Origin of the sequence: Leclercia sp. LSNIH1, from assembly GCF_002902985.1 — a bacterium.
Classification (GTDB): Bacteria; Pseudomonadota; Gammaproteobacteria; order Enterobacterales; family Enterobacteriaceae; genus Enterobacter.
Window position 1 is genome coordinate 2,101,950 of sequence record NZ_CP026167.1, and the last position, 19,708, is coordinate 2,121,657.

At 58.2% G+C, this 19,708-nt stretch carries 20 protein-coding genes; 12 read left to right on the forward strand and 8 right to left on the reverse strand.

All coding sequences use genetic code 11. The features are described from left to right. Positions 1-148 precede the first annotated feature (148 nt). From C2U54_RS10385 to pheP, 3 genes are all read left to right on the forward strand, one after another. Positions 149-2,335 (forward strand): TonB-dependent receptor, encoded by a 2,187-nt coding sequence (locus tag C2U54_RS10385; RefSeq protein ID WP_103178547.1) that lies wholly within the window; start codon positions 149-151, stop codon positions 2,333-2,335. Between the two features lie 119 nt (positions 2,336-2,454). Then, positions 2,455-4,428, forward strand: coding sequence for a PhoX family protein (locus tag C2U54_RS10390; RefSeq protein ID WP_103178548.1), 1,974 nt, complete (start codon positions 2,455-2,457; stop codon positions 4,426-4,428). Positions 4,429-4,531: 103 nt separating this feature from the next. Then, entirely contained in the window at positions 4,532-5,920 is a 1,389-nt protein-coding gene (gene pheP, locus C2U54_RS10395; RefSeq protein ID WP_103178549.1) for a phenylalanine transporter, read from the forward strand. A gap of 44 nt (positions 5,921-5,964) precedes the next feature. On the opposite strand, the gene C2U54_RS10400 is transcribed toward pheP, so the two are convergent. Then, positions 5,965-6,264 (reverse strand): helix-turn-helix domain-containing protein, encoded by a 300-nt coding sequence (locus C2U54_RS10400; protein WP_103178550.1) that lies wholly within the window; start codon positions 6,262-6,264, stop codon positions 5,965-5,967. Continuing rightward, on the reverse strand, positions 6,252-6,614 hold the full coding sequence (locus C2U54_RS10405) for a type II toxin-antitoxin system RelE/ParE family toxin (RefSeq protein WP_103178551.1): 363 nt from the start codon (positions 6,612-6,614) through the stop codon (positions 6,252-6,254). The genes C2U54_RS10400 and C2U54_RS10405 overlap by 13 nt, the downstream gene beginning before the upstream one ends. 253 nt (positions 6,615-6,867) lie before the next feature. Between C2U54_RS10405 and C2U54_RS10410 the strand changes: the two genes are divergently transcribed. The 4 genes from C2U54_RS10410 (at position 6,868) to C2U54_RS10425 (ending at position 11,331) form a co-directional block, all read left to right on the forward strand. Beyond that, entirely contained in the window at positions 6,868-8,106 is a 1,239-nt protein-coding gene (locus tag C2U54_RS10410) for an MFS transporter (RefSeq protein ID WP_103181038.1), read from the forward strand. Between the two features lie 14 nt (positions 8,107-8,120). Next, positions 8,121-9,146 carry a sugar phosphate isomerase/epimerase family protein gene (locus tag C2U54_RS10415; RefSeq protein WP_103178552.1) on the forward strand — a complete coding sequence of 342 codons (1,026 nt, stop codon included), beginning with the start codon at positions 8,121-8,123 and terminating at the stop codon, positions 9,144-9,146. Next, the gene (locus C2U54_RS10420) at positions 9,139-10,281 is read left to right on the forward strand and encodes a Gfo/Idh/MocA family protein (RefSeq protein WP_103178553.1); all 1,143 of its coding nucleotides are present in this window, start codon (positions 9,139-9,141) and stop codon (positions 10,279-10,281) included. Before C2U54_RS10415 ends, C2U54_RS10420 begins: the two co-directional genes overlap by 8 nt. Positions 10,282-10,356: 75 nt before the next feature. Continuing rightward, on the forward strand, positions 10,357-11,331 hold the full coding sequence (locus C2U54_RS10425) for a LacI family DNA-binding transcriptional regulator (RefSeq protein ID WP_103178554.1): 975 nt from the start codon (positions 10,357-10,359) through the stop codon (positions 11,329-11,331). On the opposite strand, the gene C2U54_RS10430 is transcribed toward C2U54_RS10425, so the two are convergent. Both C2U54_RS10430 and C2U54_RS10435 read right to left on the reverse strand, forming a co-directional pair. Further along, positions 11,332-12,576 carry a mechanosensitive ion channel family protein gene (locus C2U54_RS10430; RefSeq protein ID WP_103178555.1) on the reverse strand — a complete coding sequence of 415 codons (1,245 nt, stop codon included), beginning with the start codon at positions 12,574-12,576 and terminating at the stop codon, positions 11,332-11,334. A gap of 66 nt (positions 12,577-12,642) precedes the next feature. Next, complete coding sequence (locus C2U54_RS10435) at positions 12,643-14,079, reverse strand: MFS transporter (RefSeq protein WP_103178556.1); 1,437 nt, start codon at positions 14,077-14,079, stop codon at positions 12,643-12,645. Positions 14,080-14,186: 107 nt separating this feature from the next. Here C2U54_RS10435 and C2U54_RS10440 point away from each other — a divergent pair, with 107 nt between their 5' ends. The 3 genes from C2U54_RS10440 to C2U54_RS10450 all read left to right on the forward strand — a co-directional run bounded on the left by C2U54_RS10440 (position 14,187) and on the right by C2U54_RS10450 (position 15,788). After that, positions 14,187-15,053 (forward strand): helix-turn-helix transcriptional regulator, encoded by an 867-nt coding sequence (locus tag C2U54_RS10440; protein ID WP_103178557.1) that lies wholly within the window; start codon positions 14,187-14,189, stop codon positions 15,051-15,053. Between the two features lie 137 nt (positions 15,054-15,190). Beyond that, entirely contained in the window at positions 15,191-15,520 is a 330-nt protein-coding gene (locus tag C2U54_RS10445; RefSeq protein WP_103178558.1) for a type II toxin-antitoxin system RelE/ParE family toxin, read from the forward strand. Next, a complete protein-coding gene (locus tag C2U54_RS10450; protein WP_103178559.1) occupies positions 15,501-15,788 on the forward strand; it encodes a helix-turn-helix domain-containing protein in 288 nt (95 codons plus the stop codon). Before C2U54_RS10445 ends, C2U54_RS10450 begins: the two co-directional genes overlap by 20 nt. 36 nt (positions 15,789-15,824) lie before the next feature. On the opposite strand, the gene nfsB is transcribed toward C2U54_RS10450, so the two are convergent. The 3 genes from nfsB to C2U54_RS10465 form a co-directional block, all read right to left on the reverse strand. Beyond that, entirely contained in the window at positions 15,825-16,478 is a 654-nt protein-coding gene (gene nfsB, locus C2U54_RS10455) for an oxygen-insensitive NAD(P)H nitroreductase (RefSeq protein WP_103178560.1), read from the reverse strand. 76 nt (positions 16,479-16,554) lie between these two features. Beyond that, positions 16,555-16,926: an MmcQ/YjbR family DNA-binding protein gene (locus tag C2U54_RS10460; protein WP_103178561.1), complete on the reverse strand. Its 372-nt coding sequence runs from the start codon at positions 16,924-16,926 to the stop codon at positions 16,555-16,557. Further along, complete coding sequence (locus tag C2U54_RS10465) at positions 16,916-17,506, reverse strand: TetR/AcrR family transcriptional regulator (protein WP_103178562.1); 591 nt, start codon at positions 17,504-17,506, stop codon at positions 16,916-16,918. The genes C2U54_RS10460 and C2U54_RS10465 overlap by 11 nt, the downstream gene beginning before the upstream one ends. Positions 17,507-17,696: 190 nt before the next feature. Here C2U54_RS10465 and C2U54_RS10470 point away from each other — a divergent pair, with 190 nt between their 5' ends. Beyond that, a complete protein-coding gene (locus C2U54_RS10470; protein WP_103178563.1) occupies positions 17,697-18,800 on the forward strand; it encodes an MBL fold metallo-hydrolase in 1,104 nt (367 codons plus the stop codon). Between the two features lie 32 nt (positions 18,801-18,832). Next, the gene (locus C2U54_RS10475) at positions 18,833-19,174 is read left to right on the forward strand and encodes a RamA family antibiotic efflux transcriptional regulator (protein ID WP_103178564.1); all 342 of its coding nucleotides are present in this window, start codon (positions 18,833-18,835) and stop codon (positions 19,172-19,174) included. Between the two features lie 8 nt (positions 19,175-19,182). Here C2U54_RS10475 and C2U54_RS10480 read toward each other — a convergent pair whose 3' ends face one another. Then, positions 19,183-19,425 (reverse strand): DUF1158 domain-containing protein, encoded by a 243-nt coding sequence (locus C2U54_RS10480; RefSeq protein ID WP_103178565.1) that lies wholly within the window; start codon positions 19,423-19,425, stop codon positions 19,183-19,185. Positions 19,426-19,708: the final 283 nt, after the last annotated feature.

A 19,708-nucleotide genomic window follows, 5' to 3' on the forward strand; every position in this document is an offset into this window, starting at 1 on the left:
TGCTTTAGCCCCCACGCAGACCAGCGTCGTCAAACGCTGTCTGGCTGACGAGCCCGACAGCGTGGCCCGTATCGCTCTGAAATAGTCTTTTTATAACAACGAAGGCCCGGCGACGGGTCATTTTGCGCGCACGTTGAAAGAGTTAATCATGAACAACACCAGAAAAATGAACAAAACGCTGCTGGCTCTCGCCATCGGCGCCATCGCCCATTCCGCCGTCGCGGCGGAGAGCAAAAAAGAAGAGACCCTCGTGGTGCAGGCCGCACCCAGCGATTTTAAACCCGGCGGCGACCAGCTGGTGCCGGCCTTCCTTGACGGGCAGGTGGCAAACGGCGGGCGCATGGGGATGCTCGGGCAGCAAAATGCCATGGACGTACCGTTTAACATCATCAGCTACACCTCGAAGCTGGTGGAAGATCAGCAGGCGCGCACCATAGCCGACGTGGTGGCTAACGATGCGGGCGTCCAGTCCGTGCAGGGCTACGGCAACAGCGCGGAGAGCTACCGCATTCGCGGCCTGAAGTTCGACGGGGATGATATGACCTTCGGCGGACTCTCCGGCGTGCTGCCGCGTCAGGTGGTGGACGCGCAGATGGTAGAGCGGATAGAGATCTTTAAAGGGGCCAACTCCCTGATGAACGGTGCGGCCAGCTCCGGCGTGGGCGGGATGATCAACCTTGAGCCGAAACATGCAGGCGCCACGCCGCAGGCGAAAGTGGGCGTGGACTACACCTCCGATTCTCAGATTGGTACTACCCTGGATGCCGGACGTCGCTTCGGTGACAACGACCAGTTTGGTGCCCGCGTCAACGTGGTCCACCGGGAAGGGGAAGCCCCGGTCGCCAACGACCGCCGCCGCACCACGCTGCTCTCCACCGGCCTCGACTATGCGGGCGATAACTTCCGCAGTTCCGTGGATCTGGGTTATCAGAAAAAAACCTTCCACGGCTCGGAGACCGGGGTCAACGTCTCCGGCGTGAATTTCGTGCCGGAGCCGCCGAAAAACGATCGTAACTACTCCCAGAAGTGGGCCTACAGCAATATCGAAAACGAATTCGGCATGTGGCGCAGCGAGTATGACATCACCGATAACTGGACCGCCTATACCGGTCTGGGGGCACAGCACGCCCATGAAGAGGGGCTTTACAGCGGTGCGAAGCTGGTGGACAGGAGCGGTAAAGCCACCGCAACCCGCCTGGATACCAACCGCCTCAGCGACAGCGTGAGCGGCATGGCGGGCATTCGCGGTAACTTCGATACCGGCTTTGTGTCGCACAAGGTGAACGTCGGCTACTCGGCGATGACCAAAAACGAAAAAATCGCCTGGAAGATGTCCGCCGCGAAAGATAACCCGGTCACCAACATCTACCACAACACCGGCGTGGATGCGCCGCCGAGCACCAACTTCAACGGCTCAGGCGGCAACTACAGCGATCCGCTGACCAGCGGCCGCACCCGCACTCAGGGCTGGCTGCTGAGCGACACCCTCGGCGTGCTGGACGATAAACTGCTGTTTACCGTCGGGGCCCGTCATCAGAAGGTGGTGATCCGCGGCTATAACAAAATCACCGGGATGGAAAATGCGGCTGACAGCTTCGATGGCGACCGCTGGATGCCTACCTACGGCGTGGTCTATAAGCCGTGGGAGACGGTCTCGCTCTATGCCAACCACACCGAGGCGCTGCAGCCGGGTAAAACCGCGTCAAACACCGCCATCAACTACGGTCAGAGCACCGGTATCGTCCACTCGAAACAGAACGAAGTGGGTGTGAAGGCCGATTTCGGTCGCGTTGGCGGCTCGCTGGCGTTGTTTGAGATCAAAATGCCGTCCGCCATTCTCGACAGCCAGACCAAATACTACGGTCTGGATGCCGAACAGCGTAACCGCGGTGTGGAGCTGAACATCTTTGGCGAGCCGATGCTGGGCCTGCGTCTGAACGCCAGCGCCACCTGGCTGCAGGCGGAGCTGACCAAAACCAACAACGGCGTAAACCAGGGCAACGACGCGATTGGCGTGCCGAACTTCTACGGCGTGCTGGGGGCCGAGTATGACATCAAACCCGTCGATGGCCTGACCGCCACCGCCCGGGTGAACCACTCTGGCTCACAGTATGCGGATCTCGCCAACAGCAAGAAGCTGGATAGCTACACCACGCTGGATCTGGGTGTGCGTTACCGCTTCGCGGTGAACAATGACCAGAACCAGATGACCGTTCGCGCCGGGATCGAAAACGTCACCGATGAGAACTATTGGGCAAGCGTGGATGACAGCGGCACCTACCTCTTCCAGGGTGAGCCGCGCACCTTTAAGGTCTCTGTCGGCTACGAATTCTGAGTTCGTTCTTTATTAGTGGGGCAGGGATGCCCCACTGTCCGACTGTTATAAAAATGTAATCAATTGTTCTTATAGTGTTCCCACTTTATCGTTTCTTAGCCAAAAGAAAGGAAGCCATTGTGGGTAAACCTCTTAAGTCCGTATTCAAAAAAGAACATCGTGACGATGTCAGCAATCCCAGCGCTAACCCGGTATTTTCCAGCGTGGCGGAGATGTTCCTCTCCCGCCGTCGCTTCTTGCAGATGGGCGCCGTAGCCGGTGCCGCCGCCTCTTTCCCGTTCCTGCTCAAGCCTGAAAGCGCCCTTGCGGCGGTTTCACAGCCTTCCGCTCTGAGCAAGGCGGTTTCGCTCGGCTTTACCAGCATTCCGGTCTCCACCGACGACACGGTGAGGGTGCCGGAGGGCTACATCGCCCGGCCTTTCTACCGCTGGGGCGACGCCACCGGCATCAAGGGTGCCATGCCGGCGTTCAAATTTGACGCCAGTAACACCACCGACGAGCAGGCGGCCCAGGCGGGCATGCACCATGACGGTATGGCGTGGTTTAGCCTGCCGCAGGGGGAGGAGAATCCCGGCCACGGCCTGCTGGCGATGAACCATGAGTATATCGACAACGGCATGCTCTTTACCGACGGCACCGCCAACTGGAGCCTGGACAAAGCGCGTAAAGGCCAGAACGCGATGGGCGTGTCGGTTATCGAAGTGAAAAAGAACGGCAGTGACTGGGAAGTGGTGCGTCCTTCCAGCTTCGCCCGCCGCATCACGGTCAACACCCCGATGCAGATCACCGGCCCGGCGCGTCAGCAGGAGTTAATGAAAACCGCCGCCGATCCGCAGGGCGAGCGGGTGCTCGGTACCATGCAGAACTGCGCCAACGGCCACACGCCGTGGGGAACTTATCTCACCTGCGAAGAGAACTGGTCAGATATTTTTGTTAAGAAAGGCGAGCGGAACGCGCTGGAGAAGCGCTACGGCATCAGCGACAGCGATGAGTCCTACCGCTGGAGCGAAGTGGACGACCGCTTCAACGTGGATAAAACCCCGAACGAGCCGAACCGCTTTGGCTGGGTGGTCGAGATCGACCCTTATAACCCGGATTCGACGCCGCGCAAGCACACCGCGCTGGGGCGCTTCAAACATGAAGGCGCCGCGGTCACCCTGGCCGCCGATAAGCGCGTAGTCACCTACATGGGCGACGACCAGAAGTTTGAGTACATCTACAAATTTGTCTCCGACAATAAATATAACCCGGCGGATCGCGACGCCAACATGCAGCTACTGACCACCGGCACGCTCTACGTCGCCCGCTTCAACGACGACGGCTCCGGCGAATGGCTGCCGCTGGTTTTCGGCCAGAACGGGCTGGATAAGAGCAAAGGCTTCGAAAGCCAGGGCGATCTGCTGATCAAAACCCGTCTGGCGGCCGACGCGGTGGGCGCGACCAAAATGGACAGGCCGGAGTGGATCGCGGTCGATCCCCACAGCAGCGGCAGCGTCTACTGCACCCTGACCAATAACAGCGATCGCGGTAAAGAGGGCAAAGCGCCGGTGGACGCGGCCAACCCGCGGGCCAATAACACCTTCGGTCACATCATGCACTGGCTCGAAGAGGGGAGCGATCCCGCGGCCCTGCGTTTCAAATGGGATATTCTGGTGCTGGCCGGACGCACGGAGACGACGGATGAAAAGGCGAAGGGCAGCATGAAGGGGGCCGAATTCGGCAGCCCGGACGGCCTGTCGTTTGACCATCAGGGCGTGCTCTGGATCCAGACTGACGTCTCCTCCAGCACCATTAACAAGAAAGCCTACGAGGGGATGGGCAATAACCAGATGGTGGCGACCATTCCGGGCACCAACGAGTATCGCCGCTTCCTGACGGGCCCGCGCGGCTGCGAAATTACCGGCATCGCCTTCACGCCGGATAACCGCACGCTGTTTATCAATATTCAGCATCCGGGTGAGGGCGGGGACGACATTACCGACCCGGCAAACCCGCGCGCCGTCTCCAACTGGCCGGACAACAACCCGAACGGACGTCCCCGGGCGTCAACGGTCGTCATCACCAAAGCGGACGGCGGCCTGATCGGTTCGTGATCCCCTCCCGCCGGGCAGCAGCCGTTGCCCGGCGTTTAACTTGCTCCCGTCTGCCTGAAGTGTTAAAAGGTGCCCCTTCCTCAAAAAGAGACAGGGCCAGGCCGTGAGAAACGCCTCATCCGCTTCAGACAAAAGTGCTGCTGAAGCCGCGTCGGAACAGACACCGACGCTCCATCGTGGTTTACAAAATCGACATATTCAACTTATCGCTCTCGGTGGCGCTATCGGCACCGGACTGTTCCTCGGTATCGGGCCCGCGATTCAGATGGCCGGCCCCGCCGTGCTGCTGGGCTATGCCATTGCAGGCATGATCGCCTTTCTGATCATGCGCCAGCTCGGTGAGATGGTGGTTGAAGAGCCGGTCTCCGGCTCCTTTGCCCATTTCGCCTACAAATACTGGGGCCCTTTTGCGGGCTTCCTGTCGGGCTGGAACTACTGGGTGATGTTCGTGCTGGTGGGCATGGCGGAGCTGACCGCCGCGGGCATCTATATGCAGTACTGGCTCCCGGACATACCCACCTGGGTCTGGGCCGCGGCGTTCTTCATCATCATTAACGCCGTCAACCTCGTGAATGTGCGCCTGTACGGTGAGACGGAGTTCTGGTTTGCCCTGATCAAGGTGCTGGCGATTATCGGCATGATCGGCTTTGGTCTGTGGATGCTCTTCTCCGGGCACGGCGGCGAGCGGGCGACTATCGACAACCTGTGGCAGCACGGCGGCTTCCTCGCCACCGGCTGGAAAGGACTGATACTGTCCCTGGCGGTGATCATGTTCTCCTTTGGCGGACTGGAGCTTATCGGCATTACCGCCGCCGAAGCCCGCGATCCGCACAAGAGCATCCCGAAAGCGGTCAACCAGGTGGTCTACCGTATTTTGCTGTTCTATATTGGCTCGCTGGTCGTCCTGCTGGCGCTCTACCCGTGGGTGGAGGTGAAGTCGGACAGCAGCCCGTTCGTGATGATTTTCCACGATCTGAACAGCAACCTGGTGGCATCGGCACTTAACTTCGTGATTCTGGTGGCCTCGCTGTCGGTCTATAACAGCGGCGTTTACTCCAACAGCCGGATGCTGTTTGGCCTCTCCGTGCAGGGCAACGCCCCGAAATTTTTAACCCGCGTCAGCCGTCGAGGCGTGCCGGTTAACTCGCTGCTGCTCTCCGGGGGCATTACCTCCCTGGTGGTGCTGATCAACTATCTGCTGCCGCACGAAGCCTTTGGCCTGCTGATGGCGCTGGTGGTGGCAACGCTGCTGCTGAACTGGATCATGATCTGTCTTGCCCACCTGCGTTTTCGCGCGGCGATGCGCCGCAAAGGGCGCGAGACGCAGTTCAAAGCGCTGCTCTACCCGGCGGGTAACTACCTCTGTATCGCTTTCCTGGCGATGATCCTGGTGCTGATGTGCACCATGGATGGCATGCGCACCTCGGCGATCCTGCTCCCGGTGTGGATTGTCTTCCTGTTTGCGGCGTTTAAACTCTCCCGCAAAAAGTAGTGCGGTTTCTGCCCGGCGGCGCTGCGCTTGCCGGGCAGAAATAATCAAATGTGGAATGCGACCCGCTTGCCGGTAGGCAGTATGACATCAATACTCACTTCGCCACCTAAAGCTGTAACGTAGCGTTTCAGGGTAGAAAGGCGTGGATCATTATCCGGCTGCTCTATTTTCGCAACAGTAGGTTGTTTAACGCCCATCGCGGCGGCAAGCTCTGTTTGCGACATATTGAGCTCTTCACGCAGTTGGTTGAGCGCAACAATAATGCGTAATTCTTCAACCTTAGCGGCTATCCGCTCCTGGCTTTCTTCACTCTGCTGGGCCATCAGTTCTTTTAACGTTGCCATTTGGCCTCCTTACTCGCCAGATATTTGCTGAACTCAGCGTCAGCTATGTTAATCATACGTTTATAGAAACGCTTATCACCCGCGCCTGTCTTGTTGCCAGCGCATAAAATAATGGCCTGACGCCCGGGATCAAAGGCAAAAAAAGCGCGAATCGGATCGCCTGCATGCTGAATGCGTAGCTCTTTCATATTGGTGTATTGCGATGCCTTAACGGTATCAACCCATGGTCGCCCCAGTTGAGGGCCATACTCAGAAAGAATATGCAACGCTGCCAGGACATCTTCTTTCAGGTCTTGTTTCTGATGGTGAAACCATTCGTCAAACATATCCGTTGTTTCGACTTCCCACATAGTGATTTCCTTATAGCCTTCTGGCTATAAAACAATATAGCCAAAAGGCTATACCTGCAACTGCCCAGCCTCCATAAAAACCGTAGGCCGGGTAAGGCGAAGCCGCCACCCGGCACCCCCGCACACCCCACTTCACCTTTATCGTGACCCCTCTCGCACTTCTTAACCGATCCCCAGGATCTTTTTTTTGTAATCGATTACTTTTCACTTGATGCGATTTGTAATCGATTACTTTTTACGGGTGGGGCTTATCATGGTGTCGACAACTGAAAGTAGTGGAAAGGTGACAGGGGAGTACCGGCTGCTGGTACCGCGCCTCTCCCTGATGATGTTCCTGCAATTTTTTATCTGGGGTAGCTGGTCGGTAACGCTCGGTCTGGTGATGACCCAGCACAACATGTCATTGCTGATTGGCGACGCCTTCTCCGCCGGGCCGATCGCCTCTATTTTATCGCCGTTTGTGCTCGGAATGCTGGTGGACCGCTTCTTCGCCTCGCAGAAGGTGATGGCGGTGATGCACCTGGCCGGGGCGGCGATCCTGTGGTTCGTGCCGGGGGCGCTGATCGCGGAGAACGGCGCGCTGCTGATCGGCTTGCTGTTTGGCTACACGCTTTGCTATATGCCGACCCTGGCGCTGACCAATAATATCGCTTTCCACAGCCTGGCGAACGTCGACAAAACCTTCCCGGTGGTCCGCGTATTTGGCACCATCGGCTGGATTGTCGCGGGGATCTTTATCGGCGTTACCGGCGTGGCCGCAAGCATCACCATCTTCCACGTGGCGGCGGCCAGCTCCGTCCTGCTGGCGCTCTACAGCCTGACGCTGCCGCACACGCCTGCCCCGGCCAAAGGGATGCCGGTGAAGGTGCGCGATCTCTTCTGCGCCGACGCCTTCGCCCTGCTGAAAACCCGTCACTTCTTTATCTTCTGCCTGTGCGCGATGCTGATCTCCGTCCCGCTCGGCACCTACTACGCTTATACCGCCTCTTACCTGGCGGATGCCGGGATCGCGGATGTCAGTACCGCCATGTCCTTCGGCCAGATGTCCGAAATCTTCTTTATGCTGGTGATCCCGCTGCTGTTCCGCCGTCTGGGCGTTAAATACATGCTGCTGATCGGCATGCTGGCGTGGTTTGTCCGCTACGCGATGTTTGCTCTGGGGGTAAGTGAAGAGGGGCGCATCCTGCTCTATCTCGGCATCCTGCTGCATGGCGTCTGCTATGACTTCTTCTTTGTGGTGGGCTTTATCTATACCGACCGCGTGGCGGGCGAAAAGGTCAAAGGCCAGGCGCAGAGCATGATCGTGATGTTCACTTACGGTATCGGCATGCTGCTGGGCTCGCAGATTTCCGGCGCGCTCTACAACCGCCTGGTGGCGGGGCAGGCCGTGCCACAGGCGTGGGTAACATTCTGGTGGATCCCGGCGGTGGCTGCTGCTGTGATTGCACTCGTTTTCCTTGTCTCGTTCAAATATGACGATGACAAGGCGTAATTTCTGGAGGTGGTATGAGGACGATTAAAGGCCCGGGTATTTTTCTGTCGCAGTTTATCGGGGCACAACCCCCGTTCAACACCCTCGACGGGCTGGCCGGTTGGGCGGCGGAAAAGGGCTACAAAGCGCTGCAAATGCCCTGCAACCATAAAGCGATTTTTGACGTCGAGCAGGCGGCAGAGAGCCAGACCTACTGCGACGAGATAGGCGGCAGGCTGGCGGAGAAGGGGCTGGTCATCAGCGAGCTCTCCACTCATCTGGAGGGGCAGCTTATTGCGGTCAATCCGGTCTACGACGAGGCGTTCGATAACTTCGCTCCTCCGGCGGTGCGCGGTAACGCCAGCGCCCGCCAGGCCTGGGCGACCGATATCGTGAAAAAGGCGGCGGTCGCCTCGGCACGGCTCGGTTTAACCGCCCACGCCACCTTCTCAGGATCGCTGGCCTGGCCGTTTATCTATCCCTGGCCGCCACATAACGAGACGCGTTTTGCGGAGGCGTTCAACGAGCTGGCCCGCCGCTGGCGACCCATTCTGGATGCGTTCGATGAGCAGGGGGTTAACGTCTGCTATGAAATTCATCCCGGAGAAGATCTGCACGACGGCGTCACCTTCGAGCGTTTTCTGGCGCTGGTAGACAACCACCCGCGCTGTAACATGCTTTACGACCCAAGCCACCTGCTGTTGCAGCAGATCGATTATCTGACCTGGATCGATCACTACCACACCCGCATCAAGGCGTTTCACGTTAAGGATGCCGAATTCCGTCCCAACGGGCGCAGCGGGGTGTATGGCGGCTATCAGAGCTGGATCAACCGCGCCGGACGCTTCCGGTCGCCGGGGGACGGGCAGATCGACTTTAAGGGCATCTTCAGCAAGCTGACCCAGTACGACTACGACGGCTGGGCGGTGCTGGAGTGGGAGTGCTGCCTGAAAGATGGCGAAACCGGGGCGCGGGAAGGGCGCGAGTTTATCTCCCGCCACATTATTCCTGTATCCGATCGGGCGTTCGACGATTTCGCCGCAGGAGAACTTCATGATTAACGTCGGCATTATCGGCAGCGGCTTTATCGGCCCGGCGCATATCGAAGCCCTGCGCCGCCTGGGGTATGTGCAGGTGGTCGCCCTCTGCGATGGCTCGCTGGAACAGGCGCAAGAGAAAGCCCGGGCGCTGAACATTCCTCACGCCTACGGCAGCGTGGATGCACTGCTGGCGCACCCGGAGCTGCACGTGGTGCACAACTGCACCCCTAACCATCTGCATGCGGCGATCAACCGCCAGATCCTGCGTGCCGGTAAACATGTTTTCTCCGAAAAGCCGCTGTGCATGACCCCAGACGAGGCGCGGGAGCTGGTCACGCTGGCGGAACAGGCGGGGGTGATACACGGCGTGAGCTTTGTCTACCGTCAGTTTGCGATGGTGCGCCAGGCGGCGAGCATGGTGGCGCAGGGCTCCCTCGGACGGCTCTTTGCCGCCCACGGCAGCTATCTGCAGGACTGGATGCTGCTGGAAACCGATTACAACTGGCGAGTTGATGCGGCGCTCGGGGGCGCATCGCGGGCGGTGGCCGATATCGGTTCTCACTGGTGCGACACCATTCAGTTTCTGACCGGACGGCGCATCACCGACGTGATGGCCGACCTCTCCATCGTCTGGCCGACCCGCAAGGCGAATCTGGCCGGGAATCAGACCTTCAGCCAGGCGGGCGAGGCGGTATATGAAGACAAACCCGTCACCACCGAGGATTTCGGCTCGGTGCTGTTCCGCTTCGACGATGGCAGTAAGGGCAGCTTTACCGTCTCGCAGGTGAGTGCCGGACGTAAAAATCGCCTCAGCCTGGAGGTGAACGGCAGCGAGGGCTCCGTGGCCTGGGATCAGGAGGTGCCCCAGCAGCTATGGGTAGGGCATCGCGCCCGGGCCAATCAGGTACTGACGGACGATCCGGGTCTGATGAACCGCGACGTGGCCGACAGCGCCCACTTCCCGGGCGGCCATATCGAAGGCTGGCCGGACGCCTTTAAAAATATGATGGCGCACTTTTATCAGGCAGTACAGACGGGCAGGATGCCGGAGAAGCCGGTGTTCGCCACCTTCCATGACGGAGCGAGCGTCATGTATATCATTGATGCGATAGTCAAAAGCCATCAGCAGCAGCGCTGGGTCGCAGTCGCGCAGTAACACGTTGCCCGGTGCGCCGGGCAGCCCATTTATGGTAGCCTGCTGCAAACGCAAACCGCAGGATCACTCGTCGCTATGTCAATTCAGAAAATCGCCCAACTGGCGGGCGTCTCGGTGGCGACGGTATCGCGCGTGCTGAATAACAGCGATACCGTCAAAGCCAAAAACCGCGATCGCGTCTTGCAGGCGATTAAAGAGGCGAACTATCAGCCCAATCTTCTGGCCCGCCAGCTGCGCACGGCGCGCAGCTATATGGTGCTGGTGATGGTTTCCAACATTGCCAACCCGTTCTGCGCCGAGGTGGTGAAGGGCATTGAGGAGCAGGCGGAGAAAAACGGCTACCGCATTCTGCTGTGCAACTCCGGCTCCGATATTGAACGCTCCCGCTCGGGGCTCAGCCTGCTCTCCGGCAAAATGGTCGACGGCATTATCACGATGGATGCCTTCACCCGCCTCCCCGAACTGGCGGCACTCATCGGCGATGCCCCCTGGGTACAGTGCGCCGAATACGCCGATGCGGGTGCGGTCTCCTGTGTGGGGATCAACGATGTCGACGCCTCCCAGCATGTGGTCAGCCGTCTGGCCGACGGCGGGCGACAGCGGATTGCGCTTATCAACCACGATCTGAGCTACAAATATGCCCGCCTGCGCGAGCGGGGCTATAAAAGCGTGCTGCATCTGCGCGATCTGGCGTATCAGGCGGTAGAGTATGCGAGCGATCTGAGCGCGGCGGCCGGGATGACGGCGATGAGCAAACTGCTGGCAACAGAGCCGCGCCCGGATGCGGTATTTGCGGTCTCCGATACCCTGGCCGCGGGAGCGTTACGCGCTATCGAAAAGGCCGGGCTGCGCGTGCCGGAAGATATCGCGGTGGTGGGTTTCGATGGCACCGAGCTGTCGGAGATGGTCTCGCTGACCACCATTGAACAGCCATCGCGGGATATCGGGCGCAAGGCGGTCGATCTGCTGCTGAACAAAATCGACAACCCCGATGCGCCCACGGAGCGGGTGATGATGAACTGGCGCTTTATTTCCCGCGCCAGTACCTGATTATTTCGCCAGCACGCCGGCCAGGGAGCGAATATCGTTCCCGGTGGGCGACTGGTGAATACGCAGGCCAAATTCATCGATCACCGCAAAAATATGGTCGAAAATATCGGCCTGAATCGCCTCATATTCCGCCCAGATGACGGTGTTGGTGAAGGCATAGATTTCAATCGGCAGGCCGTTGGCGTCGGGGGCTAACTGGCGCACCATCAGGGTCATATCCTGGCGAATACGCGGATGGTTGCGCAGATATTCATTCAGATAGGCGCGGAAGGTACCAATATTGGTCATCTTACGCAGGTTCAGCACCGATTCGCCTTCCCCGTTTTGCTGATTCCACAGGGTGATTTCCTCATGGCGCGTGGCCATATAGGGCTTGAGCAGCTTCGCCTGAATCAGCCGCTGCTGTTCCTGTTCGTCGAGAAAATGAATGCTGGTGGTATCAATATTCAGGCTGCGCTTAATCCGTCGTCCGCCGGAGGCTGACATGCCGCTCCAGTTGATAAAAGCGTCGGAGACCAGCGCCCAGGTCGGGATGGTCGTAATCGTGTTATCAAAATTGCGCACCTTGACGGTGGTCAGGCCGATATCGGTCACCGTGCCGTTCGCGCCATATTTCGGCATCTCCAGCCAGTCGCCGAGCTTGAGCATATCGTTGGCCGAGAGCTGAATACCCGCCACCAGCCCGAGAATGGGATCTTTAAACACCAGCATTAATACGGCTGCCATCGCGCCCAGGCCGCTAATCAGAATGGCGGGAGACTGACCGATCAGCAGAGAGATAATCAGGATCCCCACCAGAATGGCGCTCACCAGCTTGATCCCCTGGAAGATGCCTTTCAGCGGCAGCTGGGAGGCGGTCGCCATTTTTTGCGACAGGTTGAATATCACGTCCACCAGCGAGAAGAACGCCAGCAGGGCGTAAATCATCACCCACAGCTTCGCGCAGGTGGTTAATATCTCTGCCGCATCGCTGCCTTTTTGCAGCCACAATACCGCCTGAACGTTGACGATGATCCCCTGCAGGGTAAAGGCCAGGCGGTGAAATAATTTATTCTGGGTGATGATCTGCAGCCATAAATGGCTGCTGGCCCGGGCCCGTTTCTCGAAGGCCCGCAATACCACTTTGTGCAGAATAAAGTGAATAATCAGCGAAGTAAGAAAAATAATTCCAAAGATAATCACGAGGGAAGTGGTGTGATTAATTTCAATTCCTGACTCTTCGACCAGGGAAATAAACTCCTGCATAACATCTCCTGTATTAAAGCAGCCGCCATAATGGCGGCTGCGGATCGATTATGCAAACCCAGGGGCTTATCGGGACGCGTGGCAGGCTTTCGTGACCGGCAGGCTAAGACGATGGCGCAGCCGCAGGGTCGCCAGCGCCAGCACCACCATCATGCCTGTTTCTACCGCCAGGAAGAGGTTAATCGCCTCCGCGTAATCCCCGTGATGGTTTTGCAGGGCGTGGAGCAAAATCGCGCCAAATATTGCAGGCCCCAGGCCGAGCGCCGCCTGTTGCAGGGTGCTGAGAATGGCGCTGGCGGCCCCGGCGTCATCGGGCTGAATATCGCGCATGCCGATACGGTAGAAACTGTTCACAATCAGCGCCTGGCCGTAGCCCACCAGCCCGGTGGCCGGGGCGAGGGTCAGGGCGGTGTTCTCCAGTCCCCAGATGCGGAAGGCGGCGATCAGCGCCAGCAGGCCGGTTATCTGGATTGCCAGGCCGGTAAGCAGAAGGGTGCTGGTGCTGTAGCGGGCAATCAGGCGCGGGGCAAACCACGCCGAGACAAAATAGGTCACGCCCAGGGCGATAAAGCTGTTGCCGGACTGCCACGGCGCCATCCCCAGACCGGTCTGCATGGTCAGCGCCATGCAGAACATAAACCCGGACCAGACGCTGAAAAAGAGCAGCGCAATCAGCACGCCAAAGCGGATGCTGCCGAGCTGCATTAAGCGTGGCGGGATCAGCGGGTGGGCCCCTTCGCGCTCTTTTTTACGCGCGTTCAGCGCCATCAACCAGGCCAGAGGGACAATAGCGACCAGCATCGCCTTCAGCGGCCACGACCAGTGCCACTGGGGCCCCAGCGCCATCGGGAACAGCAGGCAACAGAGGATCGCGGCCAGCAGCGCAGTACCCGGCCAGTCGATGCGCGACGGCGTATCGCGACGGGTTTGCGGAACAAAACGGCGGCTCAGGGCCAGCACCAACAGGCAGATCGGCACGTTGATAAAGAAGGCGTTGCGCCAGCCCAGCCCGGCGATATCCGCCGACACCAGCCAGCCGCCGCCCATCTGCCCGACAATAAAGGCGATCCCGCCGATGCCGCCAAACAGGCTGATGGCTCTGGCGTGGGCGGTGCCTTTCAGGGTCACGTGAAGGGTGGCAAGAATTTGCGGCACGATCAGCGCTGCGCCCGCGCCCTGCACGATGCGCGCGGCCAGCAGTTGCTCGATATTGCCCGCCATCCCGCACAGCAATGAGGCCAGGCCGAAGCTCGCCACGCCCCACATAAACAGACGGCGGCGCCCGAGGTTATCCCCCAGCTTGCTCCCGAGCGCCAGACAGACGGCGAAGGCCACCCCGTAGAGCGCCACAATCAGCTCCAGCTCGGTGGCGGTGGCATGCAGCGAGTGGGTGATGGAATCCAGCGCCACGTTGGTGATCGAGGTATCGATCAGCGGCAGCATCTGGCCGGTTAACAGCAATATCAGGCCTGCCCGGCCCGGTGAAACAACTGACCTATTCATGGTGACTCCATTGCGTCAAACAGCGTAGCGTCGTAGCATCAACCATCTGATAAACGGGTACCAGTTCTTGCTTATACTGGTATTGGCACTACCATGCAGGGGGCACTATGGCGCTGATGTCTGAACCGGTCACCGCACTGCAGGATGACACCCGAAAACAGTTGGGGGCTTTTCTACGCGCCCGACGCGAAAGCCTCGATCCGCAGCGTCTTGGCCTGCCGCGCAGCGGTCGCCGCCGCACGCCGGGCCTGCGGCGTGAAGAGGTGGCCATGCTGGCGGATGTGGGCGTCACCTGGTACACCTGGCTCGAGCAGGGCAGGAATGTGAATCCGTCCAGCGCGGTGATGGCGGCGGTAGCGAAAGCGCTGCAATGTACCCCGACCGAAGCCCGCCACCTCTTTCTGCTGGCCGGCCTGCCGCCGGGCGAAGCGCCGCAGGCGGTCTGCTGTGAGGGGATCAGCGAAGGCACCCGCCGTCTGCTCGATACCCTGATGCCAAAACCCGCCAGCATCCAGAAACCGAATTTCGATATCGTGGCGTGGAATGACAGCTTCGGCCACCTGATGGGCGTCGACTTTAACGCCATTCCGCCGGAAGATCGCAACTGTATCTATCTCTTCCTCACCCATCCCGCGTGGCGCGCCCGGCTGGGCAAGCGTGATGACGTGTTGCCCATTTTTGTCTCCTATTTTCGCGCGGCGATGGCCGAGCACCGGGGCGACCCGCAGTGGGAGGCCAAACTGGCACGCTTCTTTGCAGTATCTGAAGAGTTTGAAACCCTGTGGCACCAGCGCAACGACGTGCGCGGCGTGGAAAACCAGCTCAAGCTCTTTACCCATCCCGAACTGGGCGATTTTCATCTCCAGCAGATGTACTGGTACTCTGCTCCGCGCAACGGCTCGCGGCTGCTGGTCTATCTGCCGGTGGATGAGGCGGGAGAGAGGGCAATGGCGTGGCTGGCTGCACAGAAATAATTTCTGCGAGGGGCTTTCAGGGAATAGAAGTCACTCCGGTCTGACCTGGATAAAGGGGGTAAGGTAAATCACGAAAGGCAAAATTAGCCTTTAATGCAAATTGCCTTACATGCTAATATCTTCAGGGATGAAAAATCGTGTTCAGACTTATCGTTCATCAGGCAGTCAGAGAAGAGATCCTCTCGTTGCCTGCAGGCGTACAGGCGAAGCTGATTCGTCAGCTTGATAAATTGCGTGCTAACCCAACGGCACTTCGGGAGCCCGACAGCAAGCCATTACCCCATGGTTTGTTTGAAATAAGAACCGTCGGTCTGATTCATAGTCGCGGGATCTATGTGTATCAGCGGGAAAAAACAATTTATCTGTTGCGTGTATTTATCAAGAAGATGAAGAAAACGCCTTCTGCTGAAATCCGTCTGGCACTGAAAAGACAACAGGAGATGTTGGATGAGCAAGAAGATCATTGACTGGGATACGTTAAGAGCGGAGCTGTTAAGCGATTCAGATGTGCAGGCTGCCTTTGACGCCGAAGAGCGTAAGGCGCGGCTGCAGGAGATGCTGGCACAGTGGCGCAAACAGGCGGGACTGACGCGTGCTCAGGTGGCGGAGCGCATGGGGGTCAGCGCGCCAACCGTCTCCCGAATGGAAGCCAATATTACCCGGGCGAGTCTGGATACCTTAACGCGTTATGCGTTGGTGTGCGGCGTTAAGCATCCGCAGATTACGCTCTATTGAAAACAGGCACGCCGGAACCCAGCGTGCCAGTAGTCATTAGCACTCAGTCACAATCGTGCTCAGCGGCAGACGCGATTTCGGCAGCGTGGCGTTGAAATCTTCCACGCTGTGATGCCCGACCGGCACGACCACCAGGCTGGTGAAGCCTTTCTCTTTCAGACCAAACTCTTCGTCGAGGATGGCGGCGTCGAAACCTTCAATTGGCACCGCGTCCAGACCCATTGCGGCCACGCCCAGCAGGAAGTTGCCGACGTTCAGGTAAACCTGTTTTGCCATCCACTGGTGGTCATCTTTCAGATCGACACGGTGCATATCGGCGAAGAAGGTGCGGCCCTTGTGGTTAGCGGCTTTCGCTTCCGGGGTGGCGAAACGGCCATCGGCCTCTTCCTGATCCACCACGCGGTTCAGCCAGGCATCGTCCATCGCGGTTTTGGCGCAGAACACCACCACGTGAGAGGCATCCAGCATTTTGCGTTCGTTGAAGACAAAGCCACCGGCTGCGGATTTCGCCACGCGCGCTTTGCCTTCTTCGGTGCTGGCGACGATAAAGTGCCACGGCTGCGAGTTGGTACTCGACGGGCTGTACTGCAGCAGGGTTTTAATCTGTTCCGCCTGGTCGGCAGTCAGTTTTTTACTCGGATCAAAGGCCTTCGTTGAGTGACGCTTTAAGGCAACAGAGATGATATCCATAACGACTCCTGGGGTTTAATGCAAAAGGGAAAATGATACAAAGGGAAAGGAACAAAGGTAAGGGCATTCCGAGCGCTTAAGGGCCCGGACGCAGACGTTTTTGCTCTTTTTTTGGCAACTTATCCACCACCAGATGCCACGAATCATTGACCAGATCGGCTATCAGCTCAGGAGTGATATCCTCCGCCGCGTAAACCGAGATCCAGTGCTTTTTATTCAGATGGTAGCCAGGCTCAATGCCCCGGTAGATCTGCTGGTTGAGCAGCGATTTTTGCGGGTCGGACTTCAGGCTGACATGCAGGCGCCCGTGTGCGACGCCAATCAGCATAAAAATCTTGCCGCCAACCTTAAACACATCGTAGTCCGGGCCAAACGGCCAGCACTGTTCGGTAAAGGGCAGCTCCAGGGCCACCTGTTTTGCGCAGGCGGCGAGGGTTTTACTGTCCATCGCTATCCTCTTCGGCCAGCGCGCGCCACATCGCTTCAAAACCCAATGCCTTAAATTCGGCTGCGCGGGCCGGTTCGCGAGTAGCGAAGGACATGGTGGTCTCCGCCAGGGATAAAAAGAGCGCGTCGCCAAACAGCCGGAACTCTTCCGACATAAACACCGGGCGGATATGGCGACGGCACAGCTCGTGCAGCTCCGGGAACATCTCGTGTACCGCCTGCTCGGTTTCGGCGTTGATCTTCTCGCTCACCCCAAGCTGGCGGATGGCGCCGTGGGCCACCGGATTGCGGATCCCCCAGTCAACGTAGCTGTTCCAGATATTGCGGGTATGCTCTTTTGGCTGGGTCAGGGCGCGATCCATATTCGCCAGCATAGTCTGGCACAGATCCTGCTTCAGGTGCAGGTAGAGGGCGTTAAGCAGGTCGTCTTTGGTAGCGAAATAGCGAAACAGGGTGCCTTCTGCCACGCCCGCACTGCGGGCGATTAACGCGGTAGAAGCCGCAATGCCGGACTGGGCAAACGCGCTGGTTGCCGCGTCCAGCAACGCCAGTTCTTTATCTTCACTTTTCGGACGAGCCACTGCATTTCCTCCAGGTAATGTGCAAAAACCCCGATTGAATCATGCCCTTTGTGGGGCTGCAACGTGGAATGTCAAAGATCTTAAAACGTCTTGACGACTTTCACATCACTTCTATAATGAGTGCTTACTCACTCATAATCAAGTTTTGCCCGCGCAGGCCATCGGATGGGGCGCGAATTCGGGTCGGGATATGAAAAAGCGTTTTATTGTTAGCGTGGTGGTAGTGATGATGATTGCATCCGCGGCGAGTTTGCCGTTTGTACTCAATGCCGGGTTCGGCCAGCCGCCACAGGGCGCGCAGCTGAATGAGTTTGCCGCCTCGCCGCAATATCGCGACGGCCAGTTCCATAACACCTTGCCGACGCCCGGCTTTACCGGCAATAAGAACATGCTGGCGGCGTGGTGGGATTTTCTGGTGACGAAGCGTGAGAACGCGCGTCCGGCCCAGCCGCTGCCGCTGGTGAAAACCGATCTGGCGCAGCTGCCCCTGGATCAAGAGACGCTGGTCTGGCTCGGCCACTCCTCGTGGTATCTACAGCTGGCAGGCAAACGCATTCTGATCGATCCGGTATTCAGCAACTATGCCGCACCTTTCTCTTTTCTCAATAAAGCCTTTGCCGGGGAGTACCCGTGGCGTGCCGAAGAGATGCCCGATATCGATCTGCTGATTATCTCGCACGATCACTACGATCATCTCGACTACGCCACCATCAAAGCCCTGTTGCCCAAAGTGAAGCGCGTGGTCACGCCGCTCGGGGTGGGATCGCACCTGCGCTACTGGGGCATGGAGCCCTCGATCATTGAGGAGAGGGACTGGGAGCAGTCGGTGCGGATCAGCGACGATCTCACCGTACATGTCCTGCCGGCGCGCCACTTCTCCGGGCGCTGGCTCAAGCGCAACCAGACGCTGTGGGGCAGCTTTATGTTTGTCACCCCAGAGACGAAAGTGTTCTACAGCGGTGATTCTGGCTATGGCTCGCACTTTAGCGCCATTGGCGAGCGCTTCGGCGCCGTCGATCTGGCGATCATGGAGAACGGCCAGTATGACCAGGACTGGAAGTACATCCACATGCAGCCTGCCGAAACGGCGCAGGCGGCGGCGGATCTTAATGCCAACGCGGTCGTACCGGGCCACTCCGGGCGCTTTGTGCTGGCAAAACACACCTGGAACGACCCACTGATCCAGCTTACGCAGGCCAGCAAGGATAAAAAATATCGCCTGCTGACCCCGGAGCTTGGTGAGCCGGTCAGGGTAGATGATGCCACGCAACAATTTCGTGCGTGGTGGGAATAATGTTAAATCGAAGAGCAGAGGGGGAGAGCAGCATGACTATTTCCGCTCAGGTTATCGACACCATTGTCGAGTGGATCGACGACAACCTTCATCAGCCGTTGCGTATCGAGGATATCGCCCGACATGCGGGCTACTCCAAGTGGCACTTACAGCGGCTGTTTATGCAGTACAAAGGCGAGAGTCTGGGGCGCTATATTCGGGAACGTAAGCTGCGGCTGGCGGCGCGGGATCTGCGTGAATCGGATGAAAAGGTCTACGATATCTGCCTGCGTTACGGCTTTGACTCCCAGCAGACCTTTACCCGCGTCTTTACCCGCACCTTTAACCAGCCGCCTGGGGCGTATCGCAAGGATAACCACAGTCGCGCGCATTAACGGCAGGCTTAATGCGCAAACCAGCGGCGCCAGATGAACCGCAGAATAAAGAATTCAATGGCGCCGAGCAGTAAAAACCACAGGCAAAAGATGATGGTGTAAAGCTGATTCAGATCCATCAGATGGAAGAGGGTCATCAGCTTTTGCGCCACCACCAGCCCCAGCGACGGCGCAGGCAGTAACAGAACGGAGAGAAAGGCCATCAACAAAATGCCGCCTGCCGTTAACAGCGATTCTAACGGGTGTCTCATGATTATGTTAATCGTCAGTTAAAAATAACATTGTCACGGATAGGGCTTCGTAAAGCAATATCAACCGTCAGACGCAGGCGCGATAAATAATTGTCCGCTAATTCACTGTTATTTCCCCCGCCAGAAAGATCTCTATTCAATTAACCTGCATTAATGTCAATTATTGTCACCCTCCGGCAAAGACTTTTACAAAGGTATAGGTGCTCATTCCAATTAACGTCGCAATAACAATGGCAACGAAAATATATAACGCCAGACGTCGTCCTCGATAAATCCCAAACAT